At 60.3% G+C, this 22,281-nt stretch carries 16 protein-coding genes; 3 read left to right on the top strand and 13 right to left on the bottom strand.

Annotated features, from left to right (window positions below; all coding sequences use genetic code 11):
- Positions 1 to 51 precede the first annotated feature (51 nt).
- From KI787_05740 to KI787_05710, 7 genes are read right to left on the bottom strand one after another with little or no spacing between them, the layout of a single operon-like run.
- A complete protein-coding gene (locus tag KI787_05740) occupies positions 52 to 900 on the bottom strand; it encodes an NAD-dependent epimerase/dehydratase family protein (protein ID MBV6629443.1) in 849 nt (282 codons plus the stop codon).
- Positions 901 to 908: 8 nt separating this feature from the next.
- The gene (locus KI787_05735; GenBank protein MBV6629442.1) at positions 909 to 2,132 is read right to left on the bottom strand and encodes a hypothetical protein; all 1,224 of its coding nucleotides are present in this window, start codon (positions 2,130 to 2,132) and stop codon (positions 909 to 911) included.
- Positions 2,133 to 3,500 carry a uroporphyrinogen-III C-methyltransferase gene (locus KI787_05730; protein ID MBV6629441.1) on the bottom strand — a complete coding sequence of 456 codons (1,368 nt, stop codon included), beginning with the start codon at positions 3,498 to 3,500 and terminating at the stop codon, positions 2,133 to 2,135.
- On the bottom strand, positions 3,501 to 4,223 hold the full coding sequence (locus KI787_05725) for a uroporphyrinogen-III synthase (GenBank protein MBV6629440.1): 723 nt from the start codon (positions 4,221 to 4,223) through the stop codon (positions 3,501 to 3,503). It abuts the gene before it with no gap.
- A 35-nt stretch (positions 4,224 to 4,258) separates the two neighbouring features.
- Positions 4,259 to 5,194, bottom strand: coding sequence for a hydroxymethylbilane synthase (gene hemC, locus KI787_05720; protein ID MBV6629439.1), 936 nt, complete (start codon positions 5,192 to 5,194; stop codon positions 4,259 to 4,261).
- A gap of 50 nt (positions 5,195 to 5,244) precedes the next feature.
- On the bottom strand, positions 5,245 to 6,006 hold the full coding sequence (locus KI787_05715; protein MBV6629438.1) for a response regulator transcription factor: 762 nt from the start codon (positions 6,004 to 6,006) through the stop codon (positions 5,245 to 5,247).
- Positions 6,003 to 7,052 carry a histidine kinase gene (locus tag KI787_05710; GenBank protein ID MBV6629437.1) on the bottom strand — a complete coding sequence of 350 codons (1,050 nt, stop codon included), beginning with the start codon at positions 7,050 to 7,052 and terminating at the stop codon, positions 6,003 to 6,005. The genes KI787_05715 and KI787_05710 overlap by 4 nt, the downstream gene beginning before the upstream one ends.
- A gap of 40 nt (positions 7,053 to 7,092) precedes the next feature.
- Here KI787_05710 and argH point away from each other — a divergent pair, with 40 nt between their 5' ends.
- Together argH and purT are read left to right on the top strand one after the other, a co-directional pair.
- Complete coding sequence (gene argH / locus KI787_05705) at positions 7,093 to 8,490, top strand: argininosuccinate lyase (GenBank protein ID MBV6629436.1); 1,398 nt, start codon at positions 7,093 to 7,095, stop codon at positions 8,488 to 8,490.
- Complete coding sequence (purT, locus tag KI787_05700; protein MBV6629435.1) at positions 8,487 to 9,677, top strand: formate-dependent phosphoribosylglycinamide formyltransferase; 1,191 nt, start codon at positions 8,487 to 8,489, stop codon at positions 9,675 to 9,677. The genes argH and purT overlap by 4 nt, the downstream gene beginning before the upstream one ends.
- Positions 9,678 to 9,969: 292 nt before the next feature.
- On the opposite strand, the gene traF is transcribed toward purT, so the two are convergent.
- Positions 9,970 to 11,322 (bottom strand): conjugal transfer protein TraF, encoded by a 1,353-nt coding sequence (traF, locus tag KI787_05695; protein ID MBV6629434.1) that lies wholly within the window; start codon positions 11,320 to 11,322, stop codon positions 9,970 to 9,972.
- A 332-nt stretch (positions 11,323 to 11,654) separates the two neighbouring features.
- Between traF and typA the strand changes: the two genes are divergently transcribed.
- Entirely contained in the window at positions 11,655 to 13,499 is a 1,845-nt protein-coding gene (gene typA / locus KI787_05690; protein MBV6629433.1) for a translational GTPase TypA, read from the top strand.
- 121 nt (positions 13,500 to 13,620) lie between these two features.
- Here the strand turns inward: typA and KI787_05685 are convergent, their stop codons facing one another.
- The 5 genes from KI787_05685 to speA form a co-directional block, all read right to left on the bottom strand.
- Positions 13,621 to 15,993 (bottom strand): MMPL family transporter, encoded by a 2,373-nt coding sequence (locus KI787_05685; protein MBV6629432.1) that lies wholly within the window; start codon positions 15,991 to 15,993, stop codon positions 13,621 to 13,623.
- Positions 15,990 to 17,054, bottom strand: a complete 1,065-nt coding sequence (locus KI787_05680) for a VacJ family lipoprotein (GenBank protein ID MBV6629431.1) — start codon at positions 17,052 to 17,054, stop codon at positions 15,990 to 15,992. The genes KI787_05685 and KI787_05680 overlap by 4 nt, the downstream gene beginning before the upstream one ends.
- A gap of 72 nt (positions 17,055 to 17,126) precedes the next feature.
- Positions 17,127 to 19,316, bottom strand: coding sequence for a selenide, water dikinase SelD (gene selD / locus KI787_05675; GenBank protein ID MBV6629430.1), 2,190 nt, complete (start codon positions 19,314 to 19,316; stop codon positions 17,127 to 17,129).
- The gene (mnmH, locus tag KI787_05670) at positions 19,313 to 20,383 is read right to left on the bottom strand and encodes a tRNA 2-selenouridine(34) synthase MnmH (GenBank protein MBV6629429.1); all 1,071 of its coding nucleotides are present in this window, start codon (positions 20,381 to 20,383) and stop codon (positions 19,313 to 19,315) included. Before mnmH ends, selD begins: the two co-directional genes overlap by 4 nt.
- A 23-nt stretch (positions 20,384 to 20,406) precedes the next feature.
- Positions 20,407 to 22,275 carry a biosynthetic arginine decarboxylase gene (speA, locus tag KI787_05665; protein MBV6629428.1) on the bottom strand — a complete coding sequence of 623 codons (1,869 nt, stop codon included), beginning with the start codon at positions 22,273 to 22,275 and terminating at the stop codon, positions 20,407 to 20,409.
- Between the last annotated feature and the right edge of the window lie 6 nt (positions 22,276 to 22,281).

Genomic DNA, 22,281 nt, shown 5'->3' with positions numbered 1-22,281 from the left:
TGTGGTTCACCGGCATTCTAGAGCCATCGGCTGCGGCTCGAAAACCATGGACTAGGTCGGCGGCGGTTGCTGCCACTGCAAATCTGGCTGCAGACAGCCGGGCAAAGCCGCATAAAAGTCGGGGAAGTGGGGCACAAAACCCAGCTCCTGCTGAGCCCTGGTGATATCCAGGCGGCGCGACTCAGCCATATAACTGGCCAGAGCCGGGCCAAGCTCCTTAGCATCGCGCACCTGAGGCGGCGGAGCTATTCCCAACACTTCAGCTGCCGCCAAGTAGTACTGGGTAATGGTGCCGGGCTGGCCGTCGCTAATGTTGTAAATACCTTGGCCTTGCTCCAGCACCAGCAACAAAAAGCGGGCGAGGTCCTCCGCATGGATGCGGTTTGACCAGGGAGCCAATGCAGCAGCCAAAATGGGTGCACCCTGTTCTAAGCGCCGCTGCGGCAGGCGTCCTGGGCCGTAAATGCCTGGCACCCGTACGATGGCCCAATCCACGGCATGCTGCGCCGCCCAGGATTGCACGGCGGCTTCGGCATCCATGCGCCGCTGCGCCCGCGGGGTTTGCGCGGCTAATGGAGCGCCCTCATCTACCCAGCGCCCCTGACAATCGCCATAGACCCCAGAGGTGGATACATACACCAGCTTTCGCAAGCCAGTAACCCCCGCTAGAGCCTGGCGGATGAGGTTGTCGGTCTGGCCCTCAGGCGGTGGTGGCGCTAGCCAAATCACACCATCAGCGGCCTGCACGCCTTGTTGCAACTCGCTTAAGGGTCCACGCAGTAGCCGCACATCCAAACCTGGCACGAAGCGCCCCGAGCGGTTCAGGCCTACACATGGTGTTTGGGCCTGGCGGGCAATCCGCGCGCCAATATCCCCGTAGCCCGCCAGCACCAAAGCCATGCTAAGGCTCAGTCGCGTTTGGGCAAGGCTGGTGCGCTACTAGCTGGGCTAGGCTGCACCGCCATCTGCAAGCCCTTGCGGTAGGTCTGCAAGGCCGCAGATTCATCCTGATTTTGCGCTTGTAGCTGACCCAGGGCCAAAGCAATTTCGGCACTGGGGCGAATGCGCTGGGCACTTTCCAAATAGCTTCGGGCTTTACCCCACAAGCGGCAGCGGGCGGCTAACTGGCCGGCAACGGTGAGCAGCTCAGGGTCGTTTTCGTGTTTTTGTAACCACTGCTCCACCACGGCCAACTGAGCCACGCCATCCTCGGCATGTAATTGGCCATACAGTCGGGCCAGCTCCGGATGCCAGCGCTGCTTGAGTGCTGGCGGAATCAGCCTTAAGGCTTCGGCATCGGCGCCCAGCCGGTGCAAGTAACGCACATACACACAGAGCAGGTCGGGGTCTTGGCGTTGGGCTTTGGGCAAACTCAGCCAGCGATCGCGTAGGGCTTCTAAGTTGCCGGCATCGCCGGCTTGCTGCAGCAAGGCGGCCTCTGCGCGGGTGCCCAAGGCTTCCAACTGCGGGCGCGGCAAGGCGCCCAAAGACTGCGGCAATACACTGCGCAGCGCTGCCCATTGCTCGCTACGCTCCAGCACCTCTAAACGCAGGGCCTGTACGGCTTGAGGGCTATGCCCTTTTACCGATTCAGCGGTCTTGAGCGCTTGTAGGGCTGCATCCCAATCCCCGCGATCACGTGCCCAGCGCGCCCGCGCCATGGCCACCGCCGCCTGCGATGAGCCACCATCCTGTTCGGCCAGGTTCAAATATTCTTCGCTGCGGCTTTCAGCACCTTGCTGGTGGGCCGCCTCGGCGGCTCCGAGATAATTCAGCGCAGGAACGGGTGCATCACTGACATGCTTGAGCAAGGCTCGCTCAGCACTGGCCCAGCGCTCCATTTTCAGGGCCAACATGCCTTGCTGAAACTGGCTTTGAGCACGCTGCAGACGGCGCCGGTCTAAGGCCTCGCGCAGCTGACCAGGCACCACAAATAGGGCTGCTAGGAAACGCCACAACAAAGCCAAACCAACCAAAGCCGCAACCAGCAACATCACCAGCGCAGCCAGAGTTGTCTCGAGCTGGTAACCGGCCACTTCAATGAGCACATAACCCTGATGCTCTTTGAGCAAGATGGCTGCCGCCCCCCCAGCAACCAGGGCCAAGCCCAGAAACAGGAATAGGCGCAGCATTTAGGACTCCTGCCGCTGCTGACGCAGCTGATTCAAAGACCCGGTGAGGTCGGGGATTTGAGGAGCAATGGTCGTGGCCTGTAGTTCACTCATGGTGGCCAGTGCCGCAGCGACGGCCGGGTCGGTGACCTCCAAGTAGTCTTCCACCCAAGCCTGAGCCGCTCGCAAGGCAGCCTGAAACTGCTCGGCATTGCGCAGCAGTAGCGCTGTGCGCGCCTCTTGCAGTTGTAAGCGCAGGTTTTGCACCAGTAGTCCATGCAAATCTGGTGGCAGCAAAGGCGTGGTTGGCGTGGTGTTTTGGCGAATGGTCACCAAAGAGCTCACGGCGGCTTGGACTTTGGACAAGACTCGCTCATACCAAAGCATATCCGCAGCGGCTTGCTCGGGCGACGACCCAGAGCCTGCTTGAGTGTCGCGACTGCGGATGGCATGGCCGGCCAAGGGCAAGCCTGGCACTCGATCGCTCAGCGCCTGCAGCTTGAGGCTCAGCGCTGTGATATCGGGCTGCGGCACAGCCCGCAGCGCGGCAATATCCGCTGCAATTTGTTGGCGCAGAGGCACCCATGCCGGATCCGCCAAACTTTGTAAGCGCAGGTCGGCAAGTTCCAAGGCTTGGCGCGCCCCACGCAAGTCTTGCGCGAGTTGGGCTCGCTCATTCGCGGTGAGTAGTAGCTGTTCTACGGCATCTAAGCGCCAGGCGTTGTTGCCACCCGTCACTTTTTCCCGCAGCTCCGATTGCGCGGTCATCAGCACCTGCATTTGCTCGGGCAGTGGGGCCATGCGCCGTTGGATTTGGTCTAACTGCCGGCGCAGCTCCTGCTCAGTGGCCCGGCTGCGTTGTTCCAGCTCAACCCGCTGCGCCCGCACTTGATCCAACTCTTCGGCCAGTGCGGCAACCTTGTCTTGTCCTGCGCTCAGCGTGGCCAGCGTTTGATCCTGGGTTTTGTCCTCCTGCCATTGCCAGTAGTTCACGGCGGCATTTCCCAACAGCAAGATCAAGAAAAGCAGCAGGAACAGGCCCAGCCAGGGGTGCGGTTTGGACGGTGCCGATGCCGCGGCCGTCTGAGCACTGCGGCCCGTCTGAGCGGCAGCCGCGCCCGGAGTCGATCCAGCTGTGGCCGACACAGCTGGCGCTGCTTTGGGAGATGCGGCCCGTGGCTGCTCCGAAGCTTGAGCTTGAGCAGCCTGGGGTTTAGCGCTGCTAGCTGCGGACTGGGCTGCAGCCGGTTTCTCGGCAGGCTTCTCGCCACTCGCTGTGAAGGGCGTACTGGGCTTGGCCTGTGTCTCTGCCGGGGATGATGCTGTCTGCGGCGCAGCTTTAGCGCCTTTGCTTTTGGTCGAATCAGACGGAGGCGTGTTCGAGCTCATTCAAAGGTCCTTCAGAGCGGCCTGCAGGCCGTCAGCAGTCAGTGCAGGGAGGACAGCCATCGTACCCGACCAGCCCAGTCGACGTGCAGCCGTCTTCAGCCTAGGCGCAGAGAGCAGCAAGGGCCTGCGAAAAACCTGCGTATGGCTGGCCTTGAGCAGGCTGTGGCTGAGCGATTCCAGGGCTGCTGCGGAGGTGGCGATAACGGCGTCAGGCAGCTCCGCAGGGAGATCACAGGCGATGGGCTTACGCTGGTACACCGAGGCGATCACCACCATTACTCCCAAAGCACGCAGCGGCTCTAACCACTCTTGGCGCGGGTCGTACCCGGTGATTAACAGGAGTTGATCGCCAGGTCGTAGCCGCCCACCGTACTCGGCCACCCAGGCGTTACCCCCATGCCCGCGCTGCGGGGCCGCACAGGGCTGATGCAGAGCCTGCTCCACGGCAGTGGCCGTGCTCCGCCCTACCGCATGCTGCTCGGCCCGATTAGCGAAGGGGGCAAGCCGCTGAGCAACGGCGGCAACCGCAGCAGCCGAAGTCCATAACCAAGCCTTGGCCTCGGCCGCCTGTTGCGCCAGCCAGTCCTCGTCCTGTGCACTGAACTGGCGTGGTGTAGTGGCTAAAACTTCCAGGCGTTGTACATCCCAGCCAGCGGCTTGCAGCTCCGCTTCCCAGGCAGTGGAACGCTGGGGCCGGGTGCGCGTTAACCAGAGGCGAGGCATTGGCTTAAGGCACTCAGCCTGCGGCGCAGATGCGCTCACACAGGGTCTGACGTGGGCTGCGCCAAGCGCTCCAAAATTGAGGCGCCGCCATCCGCACGCAGTTGCTCCGCCACAGACTCGCCTAGCGCCTCAGGCCGATCTTGTACGGATGCCTGCTGACTGGCGCTGACGACCTCAGAGCCATCGGGCATGCCCAGTGCGGCATGCAGCTGGAGATGATCGGCATGCACTGTGCAATAGCCGGCCAAAGGCAAGGCACAGGACCCGCCCAGCGCTCTGGACAAGGCGCGCTCGGCGCGCGCGGCAGACTCGGCTTGAGCATCGTTTAAGCTTTGCAGCCGCTGGAGCAGGGCCTGATCTTCAGCGCGCGTTTCAATGGCCAAAATGCCTTGACCCGGTGCCGGAATCATCTGCTCGGTAGGCATGCAGCTACCAATACGGTCGCTAAAGCCCAAGCGTTCCATGCCGGAGGCCGCAAGAATAATGGCTTGGTACTCACCTGCATCCAACTTGGCGAGGCGGGTGTTCACGTTGCCGCGTAACAGCTTCAGCTGCAGGTCGGGCCGCTGCTGCAATAGCAGCATGCTGCGCCGCTGGCTGGCGGTTCCCACCACAGCTCCTTGAGGCAACTCCTCCAGGCCAGAGGCACCAATTAAGGCATCGGCCGGATTATGCCGGCTGAGAAAAGCTCCCAGAACTAGTCCAGGCGGCAGCTGCATGGGTACATCTTTCAAAGAGTGCACGGCCAAGTCAGCCCGCGACTCCAGCAGCGCCGCCTCCAGTTCTTTGACGAACAGACCCTTACCGCCCTGACTGGACAAACGCCCTTCCAACCAGCGGTCCCCTGTGGTGGTCATGGGGACAAGCTCGCACTCACAAGCCGGGTCGGCCTGCTGCAATTGCTCGGCGACGAAACGCGCCTGCCAGAGCGCGAGCGGGCTGTTGCGGGTGGCGATGCGCAGAGTTGTCATGTTCGCATTGTAGGCGGGGTCTCAGGCCCACACCTTAGGGAAGTCCGGATTTATTCGCCATGCTTGCCTGCGATATCCGCCCCAGGACTGTAGGCGCTTGCACTTTGCGCGAGTCGGCGACGAACCTGGGCCAGAAGACGCCGACTCACCGCCACCGGAGGAAGATCCACGGCCAGCTGTATTTGGTAGCGCCCACGGCCACAGGGGAGGAGCGCCTGCACATGATCCGGATTCACCAAAGCCTGACGGTGTACCCGAAGCAACTGAGGGTACTGCTGCTCCAGCTGATTCAAAGAGGCATTGAGGTGATCACTGCCTTCGCTGTGATACACCGTGGTGAGCTTATCCTCGGCTTGGAGTAGGTAGACACGCTGTAAAGGCACACGCCATTGCTGCATACCGCGACGCAGCTCCAGCTGTGGCCCTGGAGCCGGCGCCCGTATGGTCTGCGCCCGTGTAGTCAGCTGGACTTTGTCCAGGGCGGCGCGCAGCTTATGTTTGTTCACGGGCTTGAGCAGATAGGCCGTAGCCACGGTTTGAAAGGCCTGCAGAGCATGCTCCGCATGCGCTGTGCAAAAAATAACCGCGGGCGGCGTAGGAAGATTGAGCAGGCGCCGGCTCAGCTCCACCCCATCCATGCCTGGCATCCGTATATCCAGCAACAACACATGAGGCTGATGGGACTCCAAAGCCTCCCATGCCGACTGCCCATCGCCGGCCTCAGCGCACACCTCCCAACCGGGGCAATCGCTGAGCAGGCGCCGTAGGCGTTGGCGGGCCAGAGGTTCATCGTCAACCAGCAGCACTTTCATGGCGCAGACTCCGGCAAAGGCAACACCAGCCTTGCAACATATTCACCGTCTTCCATTCCGGTCTGCAGTTGACCGCCGCTGCCGTGCAGCATGGCCATGCGGTGGCGTAAGTTGTCTTGGCCAATGCCATGCCGGGTCGGGCTGCGGGCGTCGCGTGGCACCGGGTTACGCACTTCCAGCATCCAGCGGCGCGCATCCAGACGCAGGCTGCGAATGCGAATAGCGCCGCCTTCAATGCGCGCTTCAATACCATGCAGCACCGCATTCTCAGCCAAAGGCTGCACGCTGAATACCGGCACCATCTGTCCTTGCAGTGAGGGATCTAGGTCCCAGTGCACCTGCAGCCGCGGGCCCAAGCGCAAGGCTTCAATGTCCAAATAGGCACGAGTGAGCTGGGTTTCATCCTCCAGGCTGTGTTGCCCATCGCTGTGTTCCAGCGCGGCGCGCAACAAGCTAGACAGGTTATCCACCAAATCCTCGGCAGCGTCTGGCTGCGTTGGAATCAAAGCCAGCAAGCTATTCAAACTATTGAACAGAAAATGCGGGCGCATGCGGTCTTGCAGGGCCTGAAGCCGTCCCTCCAACATGGCTTGTTGTTGGCGCTCGTTTTGCTGCTGCAAATAGAAGTAACGCAGCAACACCACCCAGGCCAGCAGGGCAATGATCTGAATGCGCCCTAGAAACAGCCAGTGCACGGCCGCGTTTGCCGGCTGTTGGGGGTCCATCCATAACTGCAATCGCCATGCGGCTTCCGCCAGCGCCAAGCTGAGAAGCCACAAACTGCCCAAGGCCAAGCACACAGACTCAAACAGCGTCAGCCTATGCAGATAACGGCGAATCGCGCAGAGCAAAGCGCAGCTGCTCAAACTCACCCAATGGATAAATAAAGACACCATCAGCAGGTCATCAGCAAGCTGCTCTAGAGGACGATTGCGAGCGACCACCAGCAGTACGGCCAACATCTGACTGACCAGCAGCACCCGCACCACAGCCGGTGCTCGGCATAGGTCTGGAATCCATTGTGGCGCCGGGAGCGCTGGGGTCATCTGCTATTCTGCGGCGGCATTTATCCAGCCATATAAGCCTATGAGTACCCCCGGCGGCAAGCTCTGGGGCGGTCGTTTCGCCCAAGCTACAGATTCCTTATTAGAAGCCTACTCGGCCTCTGAGCACTTCGACCGGCGTTTGTATGCCCAGGACATTCGCGGCAGCAAGGCCCATGCGCGCATGCTGGAACGCCAAGGTGTACTCAGCAGCGCAGATGTGCAGGCCATCTGCGCGGGGCTGGACGAGGTTCAGCAGGAAATTGAAGCCGGAGAGTTTCCCTGGAGCCCCGCGCTGGAAGATGTGCACATGAACATCGAGGCCCGCCTCACCAGCAAAATTGGTGATGCTGGCAAGCGGCTACACACTGGTCGCAGCCGCAACGATCAGGTGGCCACCGATATCCGCCTGTACATGCGCGATGCCATTGATGATCTGCAAGCCCTACTCGGCCAGCTGCGCAGCACCTTGATCGACTTGGCGGAACGCGAAGCCGACACCATCTTCCCCGGCTACACCCATTTGCAATCGGCGCAACCGGTCACCGCAGGCCACCACTTACTGGCTTGGGAAGCCATGCTCAGCCGAGATAGCGAGCGCTTGGCGGACCTGCGCAAGCGGGTAAATCGCAGCCCCCTAGGCGCAGCCGCTTTGGCCGGCACCAGCTATCCGGTCAACCGCGCGGCCACCGCTTTGGAGCTAGGCTTTGATGGGGTCATCGACAACTCTTTAGATGCCGTCAGCGACCGTGATTTCGCCATCGAATTCTGCTCAGCCGCGAGCATTTTGATGATGCACTTCTCGCGTATGAGCGAGGAGCTGGTGCTCTGGGCCAACCCCCAGTTCGGCATGGTCAGCCTGCCCGATGCTTTCTGCACCGGTTCCTCGATCATGCCGCAGAAGAAAAACCCGGATGTGGCCGAGCTGGCACGCGGCAAAACTGGGCGAGTATATGGCTCGCTGATGGCTTTGCTGACGCTAATGAAGAGCCAGCCCTTGGCCTACAACCGCGACAACCAGGAAGACAAAGAGCCCCTGTTTGATGCTCTGGACACCGCCATGGCAACCACCCAAATTATGGGCGCGATGCTGGCCGAGTTGAAATTTGTGCCCGAGGCCTGCCGTAAAGCAGCCAGTCAGGGCTACCCCACGGCCACCGAGCTGGCCGACTACTTGGTCCGCAAAGGCTTGCCCTTCCGCGATGCGCATGAGCAGGTGGGGCAAACCGTAGCCTTGGCCATTAAGCAAAACTGCGATCTGGCCGAACTGAGCCTGGAGCAGATTCAACAACATGCTCCACTGGCTGAAGCCGATGTGTTTGAGGTACTGACCCTCGAAGGCGCGGTAGCTGCGCGCGACCATATTGGCGGCTGTGCTCCCAAACAGGTACGTGCGGCTGCGGATCGGGCACGTGCCCGGCTGGAGGACACCCGCGCATGAGCGAACTAGAGTTTGGTACCGCCCTCACAAGCTCGGCCACCAAGGTGCTGTTTTTAGGCGCCGGCGAGCTCGGCAAAGAAGTCGTCATCGAATTCCAACGCCTGGGCGTGGAAGTGATTGCCGTCGACCGTTATGCCAATGCCCCGGGCATGCAGGTGGCTCATCGCGCCCATGTGATCAACATGCTGGATGCTGAGCAGCTGCGCGCCGTCATTGCCCAAGAGCAACCCGATTATGTGGTGCCGGAAATCGAGGCCATCCACACGCCTACTCTGGTGGAGTTGGAAGAACAAGGGCTGAACGTGATTCCCACCGCACGCGCCGCCCGGCTAACCATGGACCGCGAAGGCATTCGGCGCTTGGCCGCCGAAGAATTACAGCTGCCGACATCGCCCTACCGCTTTGTGGATAGCCGCGCAGACTTCGAAGCCGCCGTGGCTGAGATTGGAATGCCCTGTGTGGTGAAGCCGGTCATGTCCTCTTCGGGCAAAGGCCAGTCCACCATTCGCAGCGCCGAACACATCGCACCCGCCTGGGACTACGCCCAAGAGGGTGGCCGCGCCGGTGCCGGCCGGGTGATCGTTGAAGGCTTCGTGGACTTCGATTACGAAATCACCTTGCTCACCGTGCGGCATGTAGATGGCACCAGTTTTTGTGAGCCGGTGGGCCATATCCAGGTGGACGGCGACTACCGCGAATCGTGGCAACCGCAAGCCATGAGCCCCTCCGCGCGTTTGGCGGCAGAAGACGTGGCCCACAAAATCACCGAGGCCTTGGGTGGCCGCGGGCTGTTCGGAGTAGAACTCTTTGTGAAGGGTGACGAGGTCTGGTTTAGCGAAGTGTCACCACGCCCCCATGACACCGGGCTGGTCACGCTGATATCGCAGGATCTGTCCGAATTTGCCCTGCATGCCCGGGCGATTCTCGGCCTGCCTATACCCAACATCGCCCAGCATGGCGCCAGCGCTTCTTGTGCCTTGGTGCTGGAAGGCAGTACCAATGCGCCGGCCTTTGCCGTCGACCCCGAGGCGCTACGCGCGCCAGATACCAGCCTGCGCCTCTTTGGTAAGCCGGAGCTGCAGGGTAGTCGTCGCCTGGGCGTGGGCTTGGCGCGAGGGGCCGATGTGGAAGAGGCCAGAGCCAAGGCCAGAGCGGTCACGGCAGGAGTGCGCCTCAAACCCTCCTAAGCCAACGCCCTGCGAAGTCATCCCAACTGTTTGGCTGTTTGCCCTGCTGGCCGGGCAGCAGGGCAACACGATGAAGGACGAGGCGCGGACGAGCCTGGCAGGGCACGCTCCAGGCTGATCGGGTCGTTTCCGGGGCTTGCAAAACGCCCCCATCACGGGGGCTTTGCAAGTGCCGAAGGTCCTCTTCGGCACCGCTACGCGGCCTAATCCTCCAACAACCCGGCCTTCCGCTACAGCCCTGCCAGGCTCGTCCGCACCCAAGTAGCTCTCTGTTAAGACTTGCTAACCCAGCTCACAGCGGCATCTCAAAACCCAGGCTAACCGCGGCATAACGCGGCAGCTCGCTGCCATCCACCACCACGCTATCGGTGGAGCGGGCCACATCGAGGTTGATTACGCCGAACAGGGTCAAGCCTAGGGCCAGGGCGTCGACGCCGCCGCTAGCCAGGTTGTTGCGATAACCCGCACGCAGGCTGGGAATCCATTGCAGGCTAGGAGCGTATTCCAAGCCCAAGTTCCACCATTGGTAATCCAATCCTACGGGTGACTCCACGCTGTTGAGCTCTAACTGGGTACTGAGGCGGAGTTGGTTATCCAGGAAGCCCAAACGGCCCTCCAACATGACCTGTGGCTCGGCCTCATACACATCTTGCCCGTCCAGGCGGTCCGCGAAAGTGGCAGCCACCAAACAGTCCGCCTGCTCTCCAGGGTTCAGAATGCTGCCGCAGTCTTCACCAAGTGGGTTGTAATCAAAGCTGGGCGAATTGAGGTTACGCAGCGTAAGCCCAGCGGCATAGCGCTCATAGTTCCACATGAAGCCTAAGTCCAAGGCAATGGTGGTGGTTTCGCGCTCAGCCTGATCGTAGGCATCTTCGGCACGGTCAAAAGCATCCTGTCCATTGTCATCCTCGCTATCCACAGCCGCGACCACTCTGGCCATCGTGCCTTGCATCAGCGTGAGCCTGGCACCGAAGGCCCATTGGCCTAAAAGCTCCGAGCCCTCGAGCATGCTGGAGAGTTGCGGGGCAAGGTCTTGGGCATAGCTCAGACCTAGATTCACAAAACGCGCCGTACGAATGTAGGCGGCCGTGTCGGTTTCGATGCTTTCCGTGATGGGGTTAAAGCGAAGACTGTCATCAAGCACGCTGGCTTGAGCCAGTCCTGCTCCATGGATATCCAAGCCGATAACGCCCGGACCCGCCCTAAATACCAGCGGCATGCTGGGCAACTGAATTTGCGTATCGAGTAGGACGTATCCGTCCCGGCCAATGGATTCTAGAGCCCCGTTGAACTCCTGCTCCAGGGCCAGCCCTTCCTGGATACTGATGTCATCGTCGCCGATAGGACGAATCACGTTCCCTTGAGAATCTGTGCAATCGTCGGTGACCTGCTCTTCCAAGCAGTTGCCGAGGACCTCAATGCGTTCCACAAAGTCATCTACATCCCCTGCTTCCACACCGAAGTTCAGAATATTGAGCACGCTGCTCTTGAAACGCTCATCAGGCTGTAACGTCATCACCGCAGCCGCAGGGTTATGCCGCAAACCGGGTATAGCGCCCCCGCTCCCAGCCCCCAATGTCGAACTGCGTCCCGGATCTAAGGGGCCGGGGTTGGCGTCGGCCACTCCAGCAGCACAGGAAAGCATGACCAGGGCCGCGACACGGCCAGTATGAGTTCTCAATGGATGTCCCCAGGCGGATCTGATCGGCCCAGTTTAGCCACAAATAGTGCCTCTGCGGAGCAGGCCACACCGCCCTATAGGACGCAGCCCACGCCTATGCAGCGTGGCAAATACTGCCAGGAACTCGCCGTAAACCTTCAGCTTCTATAAAATGCGGCACTGCGGCAAAAACAACTGCCAACGACGAAGCCGTCGTTAAGCCGCCGCGAATTCCCTTTTTTGCTGCCTAGCGGCCCTGACTTGCGGGGTGCGACGCTGCCCTGCCTGAACGCCGTCTTTGCCCACGGCCAAGTCTTATGAATCTTCGAAATATCGCCATCATTGCTCACGTTGACCATGGCAAAACCACATTGGTCGACAAGCTCCTGCATCAATCCGGCACCTTGGATGCCCGCCGCGACCACGGCGAGCGCGTCATGGACTCCAACGACTTGGAGAAAGAGCGCGGCATTACCATCCTGGCCAAAAACACGGCGCTGCGCTGGACCGATCCGCGCAAGGACGGGGACGCAGCCGACTTCCGCATCAACATCGTCGACACCCCCGGACACGCCGACTTTGGCGGCGAAGTGGAACGGGTGCTATCGATGGTGGATTCAGTTCTACTGCTGGTCGATGCTGTCGACGGCCCCATGCCGCAGACCCGCTTCGTCACCCGCAAGGCCTTCGACCTGGGCTTGAAGCCCATTGTGGTCATCAACAAAATCGACCGCCCCGGTGCCCGCCCGGATTGGGTGATGGACCAGATCTTCGATCTCTTCGATGCGCTGGGCGCTACCGATGAGCAGCTGGACTTCCCCGTGGTCTACGCCTCGGCGCTGAATGGTTATGCCAGCCTGGAAGAAGATGTGCGCGACGGCGACATGACCGCGCTGTTCCAGCTCATCGTTGACCGGGTACCCCCACCGCCGGTGGATGCTGACGGCCCGGCTCGTATCCAGATCTCCCAGCTGGACTATTCCAGCTTCTTGGGCGTGATTGGGATTGGCCGTATTCAGCGTGGCACTTTGAAACCCGGCAGCAACATGACCGTGGTCAGCCGCGAGGGCAAAACCCGTAACGGCCGCCTCAATCAGGTTTTTGGCTTCTTGGGCTTAGAGCGCGTAGAAGTCGACAAAGCCGAGGCCGGCGACATTGTTGCTTTAACCGGCTTTGATCCGCTGGATATCTCCGACACCATCTGTGCCCCGGATGCGGTGGAAGCCCTGCCAGCGCTGACCGTGGATGAGCCCACGATGAGCATGACCTTCGAGGTCAACAAGTCTCCTTTTGCGGGCAAGGAAGGCAAGTACATCACCAGCCGCCAGATCAGCGATCGCCTACAACAGGAGCTCAAGCACAACGTTGCCCTGCGGGTGGAGTCCACCGGCAACCCCGATCGCTTCAAAGTCAGCGGCCGTGGCCAGCTGCACTTGGGCGTGCTCATCGAGAACATGCGCCGCGAAGGCTACGAGCTGGCCGTGTCGCGCCCCGAAGTCATCGTGAAAGAAATCGACGGTGAGCTCTGCGAGCCTTGGGAGCGCCTGGTCCTCGACATCGAGAGTGACCACCAAGGCAAGGTGATTGAAGATGTATCCAACCGTGGTGGCCAATTGGCCGACATGGTGCCCGATGGCCAGGGCCGGATTCGTTTGGATTACATGATTCCTTCCCGTGGACTCATTGGTTACCAAACCGACTTCCTCAGCCAAACCTCCGGCACCGGCATCATGGTGCACACCTTCGACCATTACGGGAAACGGGTGGAGTCCAATGTGGGCCAACGCCCCAAGGGTGTGTTGGTATCCATGGATACCGGCAAGGCCCTGGGCTTTTCGCTATTCAACCTGCAAGAGCGCGGGCGGCTGTTTATTGGCCATGGCGAAGAAGTCTACGAAGGCATGATCATCGGCATCCATAGCCGGGATAACGACCTGGTGGTGAACCCGCTCAAGGGCAAAAAGCTCACCAATATGCGGGCCTCGGGCACGGACGAAAACATCATCCTCACCCCGCCCATCGACATGAACCTGGAGCGCGCTCTGGAATTCATTAATGATGATGAGCTGGTGGAGGTCACACCCGAGTCCATCCGCATCCGTAAGCGCTTCCTCAAAGAGCACGAGCGCAAGCGGGCCAACAGCAGCAAAAACTCGGGCTGAATCTGCTTTCGCACTGACGAAGTCCCTTGCATGGGCCCGCGCTGGAAGCTCAGCGCGGGCCATGAGGGGTTCAGCAGTCCGGAATTCAATAGTCAGTCAATGGCGGCAACAACCTGTCCGCCTATTTTTTCACCAGCCGAATGAGCAGGGCCGGCAGCACCGTTAGGTCCGTTAGTAGCGCCAGACTGACAGCCAGCGCCGTCAGTAAGCCGAACATCACACTGGGCACAAAGTCTGAGAACATCAGCAAACCAAAGCCCAGCGCGATGATCAGCGTTGACGAGAGCAAGGCTGAGCCCACGCTACGGTGAGCCTCTATCGCCGCTTGAGCAGCAGGCTTTTGCTTGAGCTCAGCCAAGTAGCGATGCAGATAGTGGATGGTGTCATCTACGGCAATCCCTACTGCAATAGCGGCAATGGTCATGGTCATGAAGTCCAGCGGAATACCCAACCAACCCATCAAGCCGAGTACGCCCACCGTGGTGATGAGATTGGGCACCAGAGCAATGCACGCCACCCGCAGCGAACCAAAGATCAGCAAGAAAGCCACGCTCAGTGCGGCATACACGGCCAAAAGCGTGAGCAGCTGAGAACGAAAGAGGCGCTGCAGCAAGTCTTGATAAAGCACGAACAAGCCGGTGAAGCGATAGTCTTGTTCAGCCAGCCCCGCAGCAGCCATGTCGGCATGCAACGCGTCGATCAGCTCGGCACGGTTCAGGTTGGGTGTGGAGTCCTGAATGCGCAGACTCAAGCGCAGCTCCCGAGTTTGTGCATCATAAAAACTGCCCAAGAGTTCATCGCGCAGCTCTGCGTCCACTAACCAATACAACGCGGTCAGCTCATATTCACTGAGTGGCTTGTCATTGTTGATTTTCTGAGCGACTTCCGTGAAGTCGACAATGGAAAGCACCTTACCCACAGACGCATGGGCATTCACCCGCGCATCCACCTCCTGCAAGGTCTGCGCGGTAGACGCGGAAATCAACAAATCATCATCAGCTTGGTCAGCGGGAAGCTGATACACAATATCCAAAGGAGTGGACCCGCCAAACTTCTGATCGATGAAAACCAGCTCCTGATACACGCGGGTGTCTTTATCGAAGTACTCGATGAAGCTGTTCTCCACCGACAGTCGTGCAAGCCCTAACCCAGCGACAATGAGCCCCAATACTCCGGCGGCGACAAACCAATGACCCTGCGAAGCACAGGCACGGCCAAGCGCCTCCAAGCCCGGTGCATTGATCAACGCTGAGCTCCTCGATGGCGCCAGTAAGCTCAGCACGGCAGGGAATAAGACCAGGGCGGTGAGCAGGGATATGGCAGTGGCGACCACCATCATCCAGCCAAAGTCGATGACTGGCTGAATATCGGCCAAGAGTAAGGAGGCAAATCCAATGGAGGTGGTGAGACCTGCATACAGACAGGGCGCGAATTTTTGCCGCAAGGTATGACGAAGCAAAGCCTGCTGGCTGGCGGTTTGATCGCAGGCGGCGGCCTGCCGGTATTCAGTGATCAGGTGCACAACAATGGCCAAGGTCAGTATCAGCTGAATGGCGATGAAATTGCTCGAAATCACAGTGGCCTTAAGGCCCAATAATGTGAACAGCCCAACCGTGATGGCCGCCGCTCCTGCGCAGCACAGCAGAGGCAAGACCACCCAGCGCACACCTCGAAACAGCACCATGAGCACCACGGCAATCATGATTGTGATGGCGAGGCCAAACACGCGCAGATCGCTGCGGACAATGGCAATTAATGCCTCGCCAATTGCGGTTCCGCCGCCCAGATACAACTCAGCATCAGCTGAATATTCACGCATCAAAATCCGGAGCTGCTGGATTTCCTCGGAGCGCTGCCGGCGCAACGCCGCATCCAGCGGTTCGATCTGCGCCTGAATATCGCGCAGTCTCTGCTGCTCACCCGGTGGAAGCTTGCCATTGGCGGCCTGCCGTCTGGCCTGCAAGTTGGTCAGTTCACGATTCAGGCGCTCTAGCTCTGGGTTGGCACGAAACAGGATCTGTACGGCGGTCGCCGACAGGTCGGCGCTAACCAGCACATCTTGATAGATGGGATGCTGTGCAAATACCCGCCGCATCACATCCATTGGCACATCGCCCAGCGCTGAGTAGGTCCAGTCAGCGGGACGAAAATCACTGCCAAGCTCGTCTGCAGCAAGTACCAACAAAGGCACATTGAGTACGCTGCGCACCGATTCCACCCGCTCAAGCTCGCTAATCTGGCGGCTGAGCTGCTGCAGTTGCGCAAAGCTTTGTTCCGAAAATACTGGGGTGTTTTTGGGAACATAAGCCAGCAACAAGAACTCTTGGGGGGAGAACTGCTCAGCCGTTTGCCGAGCCTGGATGTACTTGGCGTTGCCCTCAGTCAGCAGAGTTTGAGCCGAGGCGTTGATTTCGAAGTCGCGGGCGACCCAACCCAGACTCAAAGCGAGCGCGGCAAAGCCAAGCAACACCGCCACTGCCAGACGGCGGCTCATAAGCCAGTCTCAGATGCCGTAGCCGCCTCGGCATCAGCGCCTACACCGAAGGCAGCGCCACTGATAAAGCCAGGCCCGTACTCCATGTTGCGCTTGCGCCCCTGTACATAGAAGTTACGAAAAAACACGTAGGGATCCTCGGCTTGCGCATAGATTTGCTCATATGTGGGAAGCAGGGGCGCAGCATCCTGAAAGCTGTCCGCGACAACCACGACGGTGGACTCCGGTTGGTCCAGCAAGTAGGGAATGGGATTGAGCAGCGCATCGCCCACCATTCCACTCGCACCTCGCAGGTCCGCAGGACCCAGTAGAGGCAGCACCAAGTAAGGGCCCGCACCCACATTCCAACGCGCCAAAGTTCCGGAAAAACCCGCTGGAGCCGGCGGCATACCAAACCAGCTCTGAGCCGGATCGAATAGGCCAACCAGCCCTAGCGTCGAGTTAATGCTGACTCTGGCTAAATTCGTCGCCGCCCTTTGAAACCGCCCTTGAAGCAGGTTGTTCAGCAAGGACATTGGCACTTTGAGGTTGTCAAAGAATCTGCCGATGCCATTGCGCGCTGGCTGAGGAATAAGCTGCGAGTAGAGCCGCGCAGCGGGCGCCAGGGCGTAGCTGTAGGCCCGATGATTGAACCAGAATACGGCACGATTCATGCGCACTAAGGGGTCGCGCACGGGATAAGAGACGACGGTCGGTGAGGGCGGCTCAAAGCCCTGCTCCGAGCTCGCAGCTGTAGCCCCCTGCTGCGCAGACTTCGTCTGGGGTTGATCCGATGCTGAGGCCTTTTGCTGGTCCCAGCCTTCAAACTGGTAATTTGCCGCAGATTCCTCGTCGCCGATGTTAGCGCCCTGCTCAGCCGTAGGTTCAGACCCGGAAGTCGCGCTCGGCTGAGATGCCTCTGGAGACATGTGATGCGCTACGCCGGAAGGCATGACCTCGCTTGCCGCGCATCCCATGCACAGTGCAACCACAGCCATCAGCGCCAGCGTCCATACGCGGGGCCAAAGGAGACTGCGTTGCTCCTGCTCATCGTCTAGCAAGCTTCGCGCTCGACTCAACACATCACACTCCCAAGCAACCATAGCTCTGGGTCGGGGTCGTGCTGTGGAGCTTAGCTCAGGGCGAGATTATTGTTAGGCTTGGCTGAGCTGCAACTGAATCTGCATGGGATAGCCCTGCGCAGCGCGCATGGTACCGACTGCGCTCGCGAACACACCCACCTGCCGCAGAGAGTGTAAAAAGGCCTCAGCGCGTTCTGGGGGCATAGCCATCAAGAGACCACCGCTAGTTTGCGGGTCAACCAGCCAAGGGTAGTCTTGCAGGCAAGCAGGCCTGTCCAGATGCGCCTCCACGCCTTTGACGTTGTCAGCCCACAGACTGCTGCGAATGCTGGCTAGCGAAAGTTCGGCCACTTGAGGCAACACTGGAACTTGCGACGCATCTACCACCGCAGCTAAGTCGGGGCGCAACATTTCTTGCAGGTGGCCCAGCAAACCAAATCCAGTCACATCGGTCATCGCCCGCACGCCATGATCCAGTGCGAGCTGCGCGGCAACGGCATTAGAGCTCAGCATTTGCGCGATGAGCTGTTCCCGCGTGGGGGCTTCCAGGCGCCCCTGCATGGCAGCAGCAAACAACACCCCAGTACCCAAGCGCTTGGTGAGCACCAATTTGTCGCCAGGTTGGGCCCCCGTTTTGCCTGGCATGGCCGCCCCCTGACGCGCGTTGACGACCACACCGTAGAGCCATTCGGGGCCCTGCATGCTGTGACCACCAGCCAGCACGGCAGTATGGCGTTTCAGAACGTCCAAGCTGCCAGAGATGGCTTGGTGAAGGTCCCGCTCCTGCAGTTGACTCGCCGCGTAGGGCAGCACCAGATTGAGCAATACCGAAACGGGCTGGGCACCAGCAGCAAAGACATCGGAAAGTGCGTGCTCCGTGGCGATTCTCGCCATCAGCCAAGGGTCATCCAAGAGCGCGCGCAAGCTGTCCACGCTTTGTAGCCAAGGGCCTTTGCCAACCAAGGGCACAGCATCTGCGGCCTGGTCTAGCTGCGCTGCCACATTATCTGGATAAGCCTGGCTGAGCTCCTGGAGGCAGCTACGCAATGCGCTGGGCGCGAGTTTAGAACCACAGCCTCCACATGGAGGCAGCACCTCGTCGGGCATCGCCGGCGGACGCGGCGCTGCCCGCATCGGCGGCAACTCCGAAAAACGCTGCATAAACTGCCGATCAATCCGGTCCTTCCAGCGCCAAACCCAAGCGCCGCTTGCGGCGAGGATCCCACGCTGAGCCACAGCTTCAGTTCTGCCCAAAGACACCATGGTGAGGTAACGCCGCTGCGGTCGATATGGCTTGTATTTTGGAGCCTGCGGACGAGACATCCAGGCCTGGAGGTTCTGCGCGAGTATGGGGGCCTGGCGGACGGCATACACCCCGGCCTTAGCCACACCCGGGCCGGGCAAGCTTGCGCTATCACCACAGACGAAATGGGCGGCATGCCCCAAGACTTCCAGTTGTGAGTCAACACGCACAAAGCCGGCCTTGTCTAAGGGAAGGCCGGTTTTCTTTAGCCATTCGGGCGCGGCGGAACCCGTACACCAGAACACGGTTCTGGCCGCGACTGACTCTCCATCTGCCAAGCGCAGGCCCGCCTCCTCGACCGCCATGACCCGCTGCATGGGCCCCAGCTCCACACCTTGGGCTCGCAGCGCTGCTAACACCTTTTGGCGTAGGCGTGGTTGGTAACCCGGCAAGACCCCCGCATCGCCAGCTAAGAGCATGAGGTCTAGGCGTGGGCGTGACTGTGCCATTGCAAGAACCAGCTCCACGCCGCCAGCGCCGCCGCCCACAACGACCACGCGCCCCCGCTGACGCTGACCTCGACAATCGCTCCAACGCCGCCAAAAACTCGCGACCGGCTTTACTGGCACCGCGTGTTCTGCCGCACCCGGCACCTGATGCAAGCGGGAGCAAGCGCCGGTGTTAAGGCTCATCGCCTCGTAACTCAAGGCTGGGCGCTGGGCGAGATGCAGACGCTTTAGCTGCGGGTCCAGGCCGACAGCGCGATCCTGCACGAAGCGCACACCTGCCCACTCACACAGGCGGGCCAAATCCACATGGGTTTGTGCGTGGCTGTAGTGGCCGGCAACCAGGCCGGGGAGCATGCCCGAGTAGGGGCTTTCGATACTTTCACTGACCAAGGTAATGCGAACATCAGCCGGCCAGCCCTGCATCCCTAATTGCCGGATCACCAAGGCGTGGGTATGTCCGCCGCCGACCAATATGAGATCCCGCTGAGGACGCACCAGATCCTGCATCATGCCCAGTCCTGGGTGCTCAGCCAGCCTTGCACCTGCTGCGCATCTCCCTGGAACAGCACGCGGTGTCGGCGCGTACGCATGTGGTGGTCATACATGGGGTCGTAATACTCCTGCAGCAACGGTGCAATCCAGTCGCGGTGAGCATCATCCTGCCCCTCGCGCAGTGCCTGCTCCAAACGCCCAGCAAGCTGGGTGTAACGCAAACCGCCCAGGCGGCGCCGAATACGGCTCATGGCAGCTTTGAGATAGTCAGCATGGGCTTGCACACCGACCGTCCCCAGGGCCTGCACATATTGGTGGCGCAGCCCCACCACATAATCCTGCAAGACCTGCTCCACTCGCTGCTCCAAGGGCAAGCGTAACTCCACTATAGGGGCCTGCTGCATGCGCGCAAATAGTGCTGGAGGGACGCGTAGACGGCCAACCAGATGACTTTCGTCTTCAATCAGCACCGGTGCATGGGACTGCGCTTGTAACTGCAGCAAAGAGATCGCCAGTGCATTGTCAAAATTGATCGGTGTGGGCTGCTCTTGCGGCAATCGACCAAAGGCCGAACCGCGGTGCCGGGCATGGCCCTCCAAATCCAGATGACGGGACTGCGCCGTCAACAAATCGGTTTTCCCGCTTCCTGTGCGTCCTGCCAACACGTACCAAGACAACGTATCGGCAATGCGGTCCAACTGCGTGAGCAAATAGCTACGTAAGGCCTTATAACCGCCCACCACGCGGGGCATCACCACGCCCGCCTCGGCCAACCACTGCTGCACGATCTGTGACCGCATGCCGCCACGAAAGCAGTACAGCACCGCATTGGGGTGGGCTTTGGCAAACTGCAACCAGGCTTGAATCCGCTGTTCGCGGATTGCGCCCCCCACCAACTCATGGCCCAACCTGACCGCAGCTGCCTGCCCCTGCTGTTTGTAAGCCGTACCCACAGCAGCCCGCTCCGCGTCGGTCATCAGAGGCAGGTTATGGGCGTGAGGAAAGGCCCCACGGGAAAATTCCACCGGCGCTCGTAAATCCAACAAGGCCACTTGCTCTAAGAACAAGCTGCGGTAGTCCGAAATCTGCGGCGCTAGCGTAGAAGAGCTCACCCGAGATAGGTGGTACTGCGCAGCCCGGCATCGAGGAGCAGCCGAAGCTCTTCCGCCTGCTCAGCCTTCATCTTGGCCTGGGCTGCCTTTTTGGCGTAGGCCGCACGCAGCGAATCTGCGCCGACGTGGACATATTCCAAGAGCTCCTCGGCCTGGTCTCCATGTTCTACGGCGCTCAACTCAAACCGCCCTTGAGGCCCGAGTTCGACGTTGGCGGCGTCGGTGTCGCCAAACAAATTGTGCATATCGCCCAGGATCTCCTGGTAGGCACCGACCAGGAAAAAACCGAGCAAGTAATCTTCACCGTCAGCAATGGCGTGGATGGGCAGCGTGGTTTCTAGCCCGTCGCGGTCCACATAGGCGTCGATGCGTCCATCAGAGTCGCAGGTCAAGTCACGAATCAGGCCCATCCGCGCCGGCGGCTCGGCCAAGCGCTGCAATGGCATGACTGGAAAAACCTGCTCAATGGCCCACACATCAGGCAAGGACTGGAATAAGGAAAAGTTGCAAAACAACTTATCCGCCAGTTTTTCGCGCAGCTCATCCAAGGCGGCACGTTGGCTGCGGCTGTCGGCATCAAGCTGGTCGCGTAACTGGAACAACATGTGTTGCCAGAGATTTTCCGCCAAAGCGCGCGAGCTCAGAGTGTATTCACCGCGCGCAAAGCCCGTATGCACTTGGCTCAGAAGTAAGCGGCCCTCTTCCAGCTTTTCCAAGGGATGCATGGTGTCCGCAGCGCGCAATGCCGCCAGCTCGCGGAGTAAGGGCGGCGCATTCGCGGGCAAGGGCAGACTGGGCGGCAACTGCTGGGTTTCGCTGTCAACCACATCGCTAATGAGCACCGCGTGATGCGCGGTCAAGGCACGGCCGGATTCACTGATGATGTGGGGCTCTGGCTGATCGCTAGCCTGAGCGGCGTGCTGCAGGGCCTGCACCACAGCCTGGGCATAGTCTTCCATGCGGTAGTTCATGGAAAAGGCGCCGCGGGAGCGCGTGCCATCGTAGTCCACACTCAGACCACCGCCCACATCCACGGTCGTAATGGGGGCCCCAGATTCGCGCAGCTCCACATAAAAACGAGCCGCCTCACGTAAGCCGTTACGAATATCCCGAAGATTGGCAACCTGAGAGCCCAAATGGAAATGAATGAGCTCCAGGCAGTCCAGCAGTGCATGCTCGCGCAGAAGCATCAGCGCCTGCAGCACCTGCGGGGCGCTCAAACCAAACTTGGATTTATCACCCCCCGTGTTTTGCCAATGCCCCTTGGATACAGAGGCCAAGCGCACACGAATCCCCAGCCGCGGACGGATACCGGTTTTAGCCACCTGTTCGGCAATCCGTGGGATTTCCGACATTTTTTCGATCACCAAGGTCGTGGGATGACCCAGCTGCTCACCCGCCAATGCCAGCCGAATATAGGCCGCATCCTTGTAGCCGTTACAAATGATGGGCCGCCCCGTAGGCAGCAAACCTAGAACCGCAAGCAGCTCTGGCTTGCTCCCCGCCTCTAGGCCCAGCCGCGGATGCGCCACCAATTCGCGCACCACACTGCCTTGCTGATTCACCTTAATGGGATAAACCGGCGTGTACCGCCCGGCATAGTTTGCCGATTGCGTTGCGGCATCAAATGCCTGTGTTAAGGCTTCGGCCCGGTCGCGCAAGATATGTCCAAAGCGCAGTAATACCGGTGTTTGCAGGCCTGCGTCGCGCGCATGCTCGACGATGCGGCGCAGCGCTACCGGCGTTCCATCCGGGGCCATTACCGCCAGCTCACCGGCATCGTTCACCCCAAAATAGCCCTGCGACCAAGCTGGCAGGTTGTACAGACGGGCCGTATCTTCGGCACTGTAGGGTGTTCCACGCATGGCAAC

It is taken from the genome of Oceanococcus sp. HetDA_MAG_MS8 (assembly GCA_019192445.1).
Lineage (GTDB): Bacteria > Pseudomonadota > Gammaproteobacteria > Nevskiales > Oceanococcaceae > MS8.
Note: the sequence above shows the minus strand (reverse complement) of the source record. Positions and strands in the feature narration are given on the sequence as shown.

What these genes read in the sequence shown, in the direction of transcription:
- KI787_05740 (MBV6629443.1), bottom strand. Translation starts at nt 900, where the DNA reads ATGGCTTTGGTGCTGGCGGGCTACGGGGATATTGGCGCGCGGATTGCC.
- KI787_05735 (MBV6629442.1), bottom strand. Translation starts at nt 2,132, where the DNA reads ATGCTGCGCCTATTCCTGTTTCTGGGCTTGGCCCTGGTTGCTGGGGGG.
- KI787_05730 (MBV6629441.1), bottom strand. Translation starts at nt 3,500, where the DNA reads ATGAGCTCGAACACGCCTCCGTCTGATTCGACCAAAAGCAAAGGCGCT.
- KI787_05725 (MBV6629440.1), bottom strand. Translation starts at nt 4,223, where the DNA reads ATGCCTCGCCTCTGGTTAACGCGCACCCGGCCCCAGCGTTCCACTGCC.
- hemC (MBV6629439.1), bottom strand. Translation starts at nt 5,194, where the DNA reads ATGACAACTCTGCGCATCGCCACCCGCAACAGCCCGCTCGCGCTCTGG.
- KI787_05715 (MBV6629438.1), bottom strand. Translation starts at nt 6,006, where the DNA reads ATGAAAGTGCTGCTGGTTGACGATGAACCTCTGGCCCGCCAACGCCTA.
- KI787_05710 (MBV6629437.1), bottom strand. Translation starts at nt 7,052, where the DNA reads ATGACCCCAGCGCTCCCGGCGCCACAATGGATTCCAGACCTATGCCGA.
- argH (MBV6629436.1), top strand. Translation starts at nt 7,093, where the DNA reads ATGAGTACCCCCGGCGGCAAGCTCTGGGGCGGTCGTTTCGCCCAAGCT.
- purT (MBV6629435.1), top strand. Translation starts at nt 8,487, where the DNA reads ATGAGCGAACTAGAGTTTGGTACCGCCCTCACAAGCTCGGCCACCAAG.
- traF (MBV6629434.1), bottom strand. Translation starts at nt 11,322, where the DNA reads ATGCTTTCCTGTGCTGCTGGAGTGGCCGACGCCAACCCCGGCCCCTTA.
- typA (MBV6629433.1), top strand. Translation starts at nt 11,655, where the DNA reads ATGAATCTTCGAAATATCGCCATCATTGCTCACGTTGACCATGGCAAA.
- KI787_05685 (MBV6629432.1), bottom strand. Translation starts at nt 15,993, where the DNA reads ATGAGCCGCCGTCTGGCAGTGGCGGTGTTGCTTGGCTTTGCCGCGCTC.
- selD (MBV6629430.1), bottom strand. Translation starts at nt 19,316, where the DNA reads ATGATGCAGGATCTGGTGCGTCCTCAGCGGGATCTCATATTGGTCGGC.
- speA (MBV6629428.1), bottom strand. Translation starts at nt 22,275, where the DNA reads ATGCGTGGAACACCCTACAGTGCCGAAGATACGGCCCGTCTGTACAAC.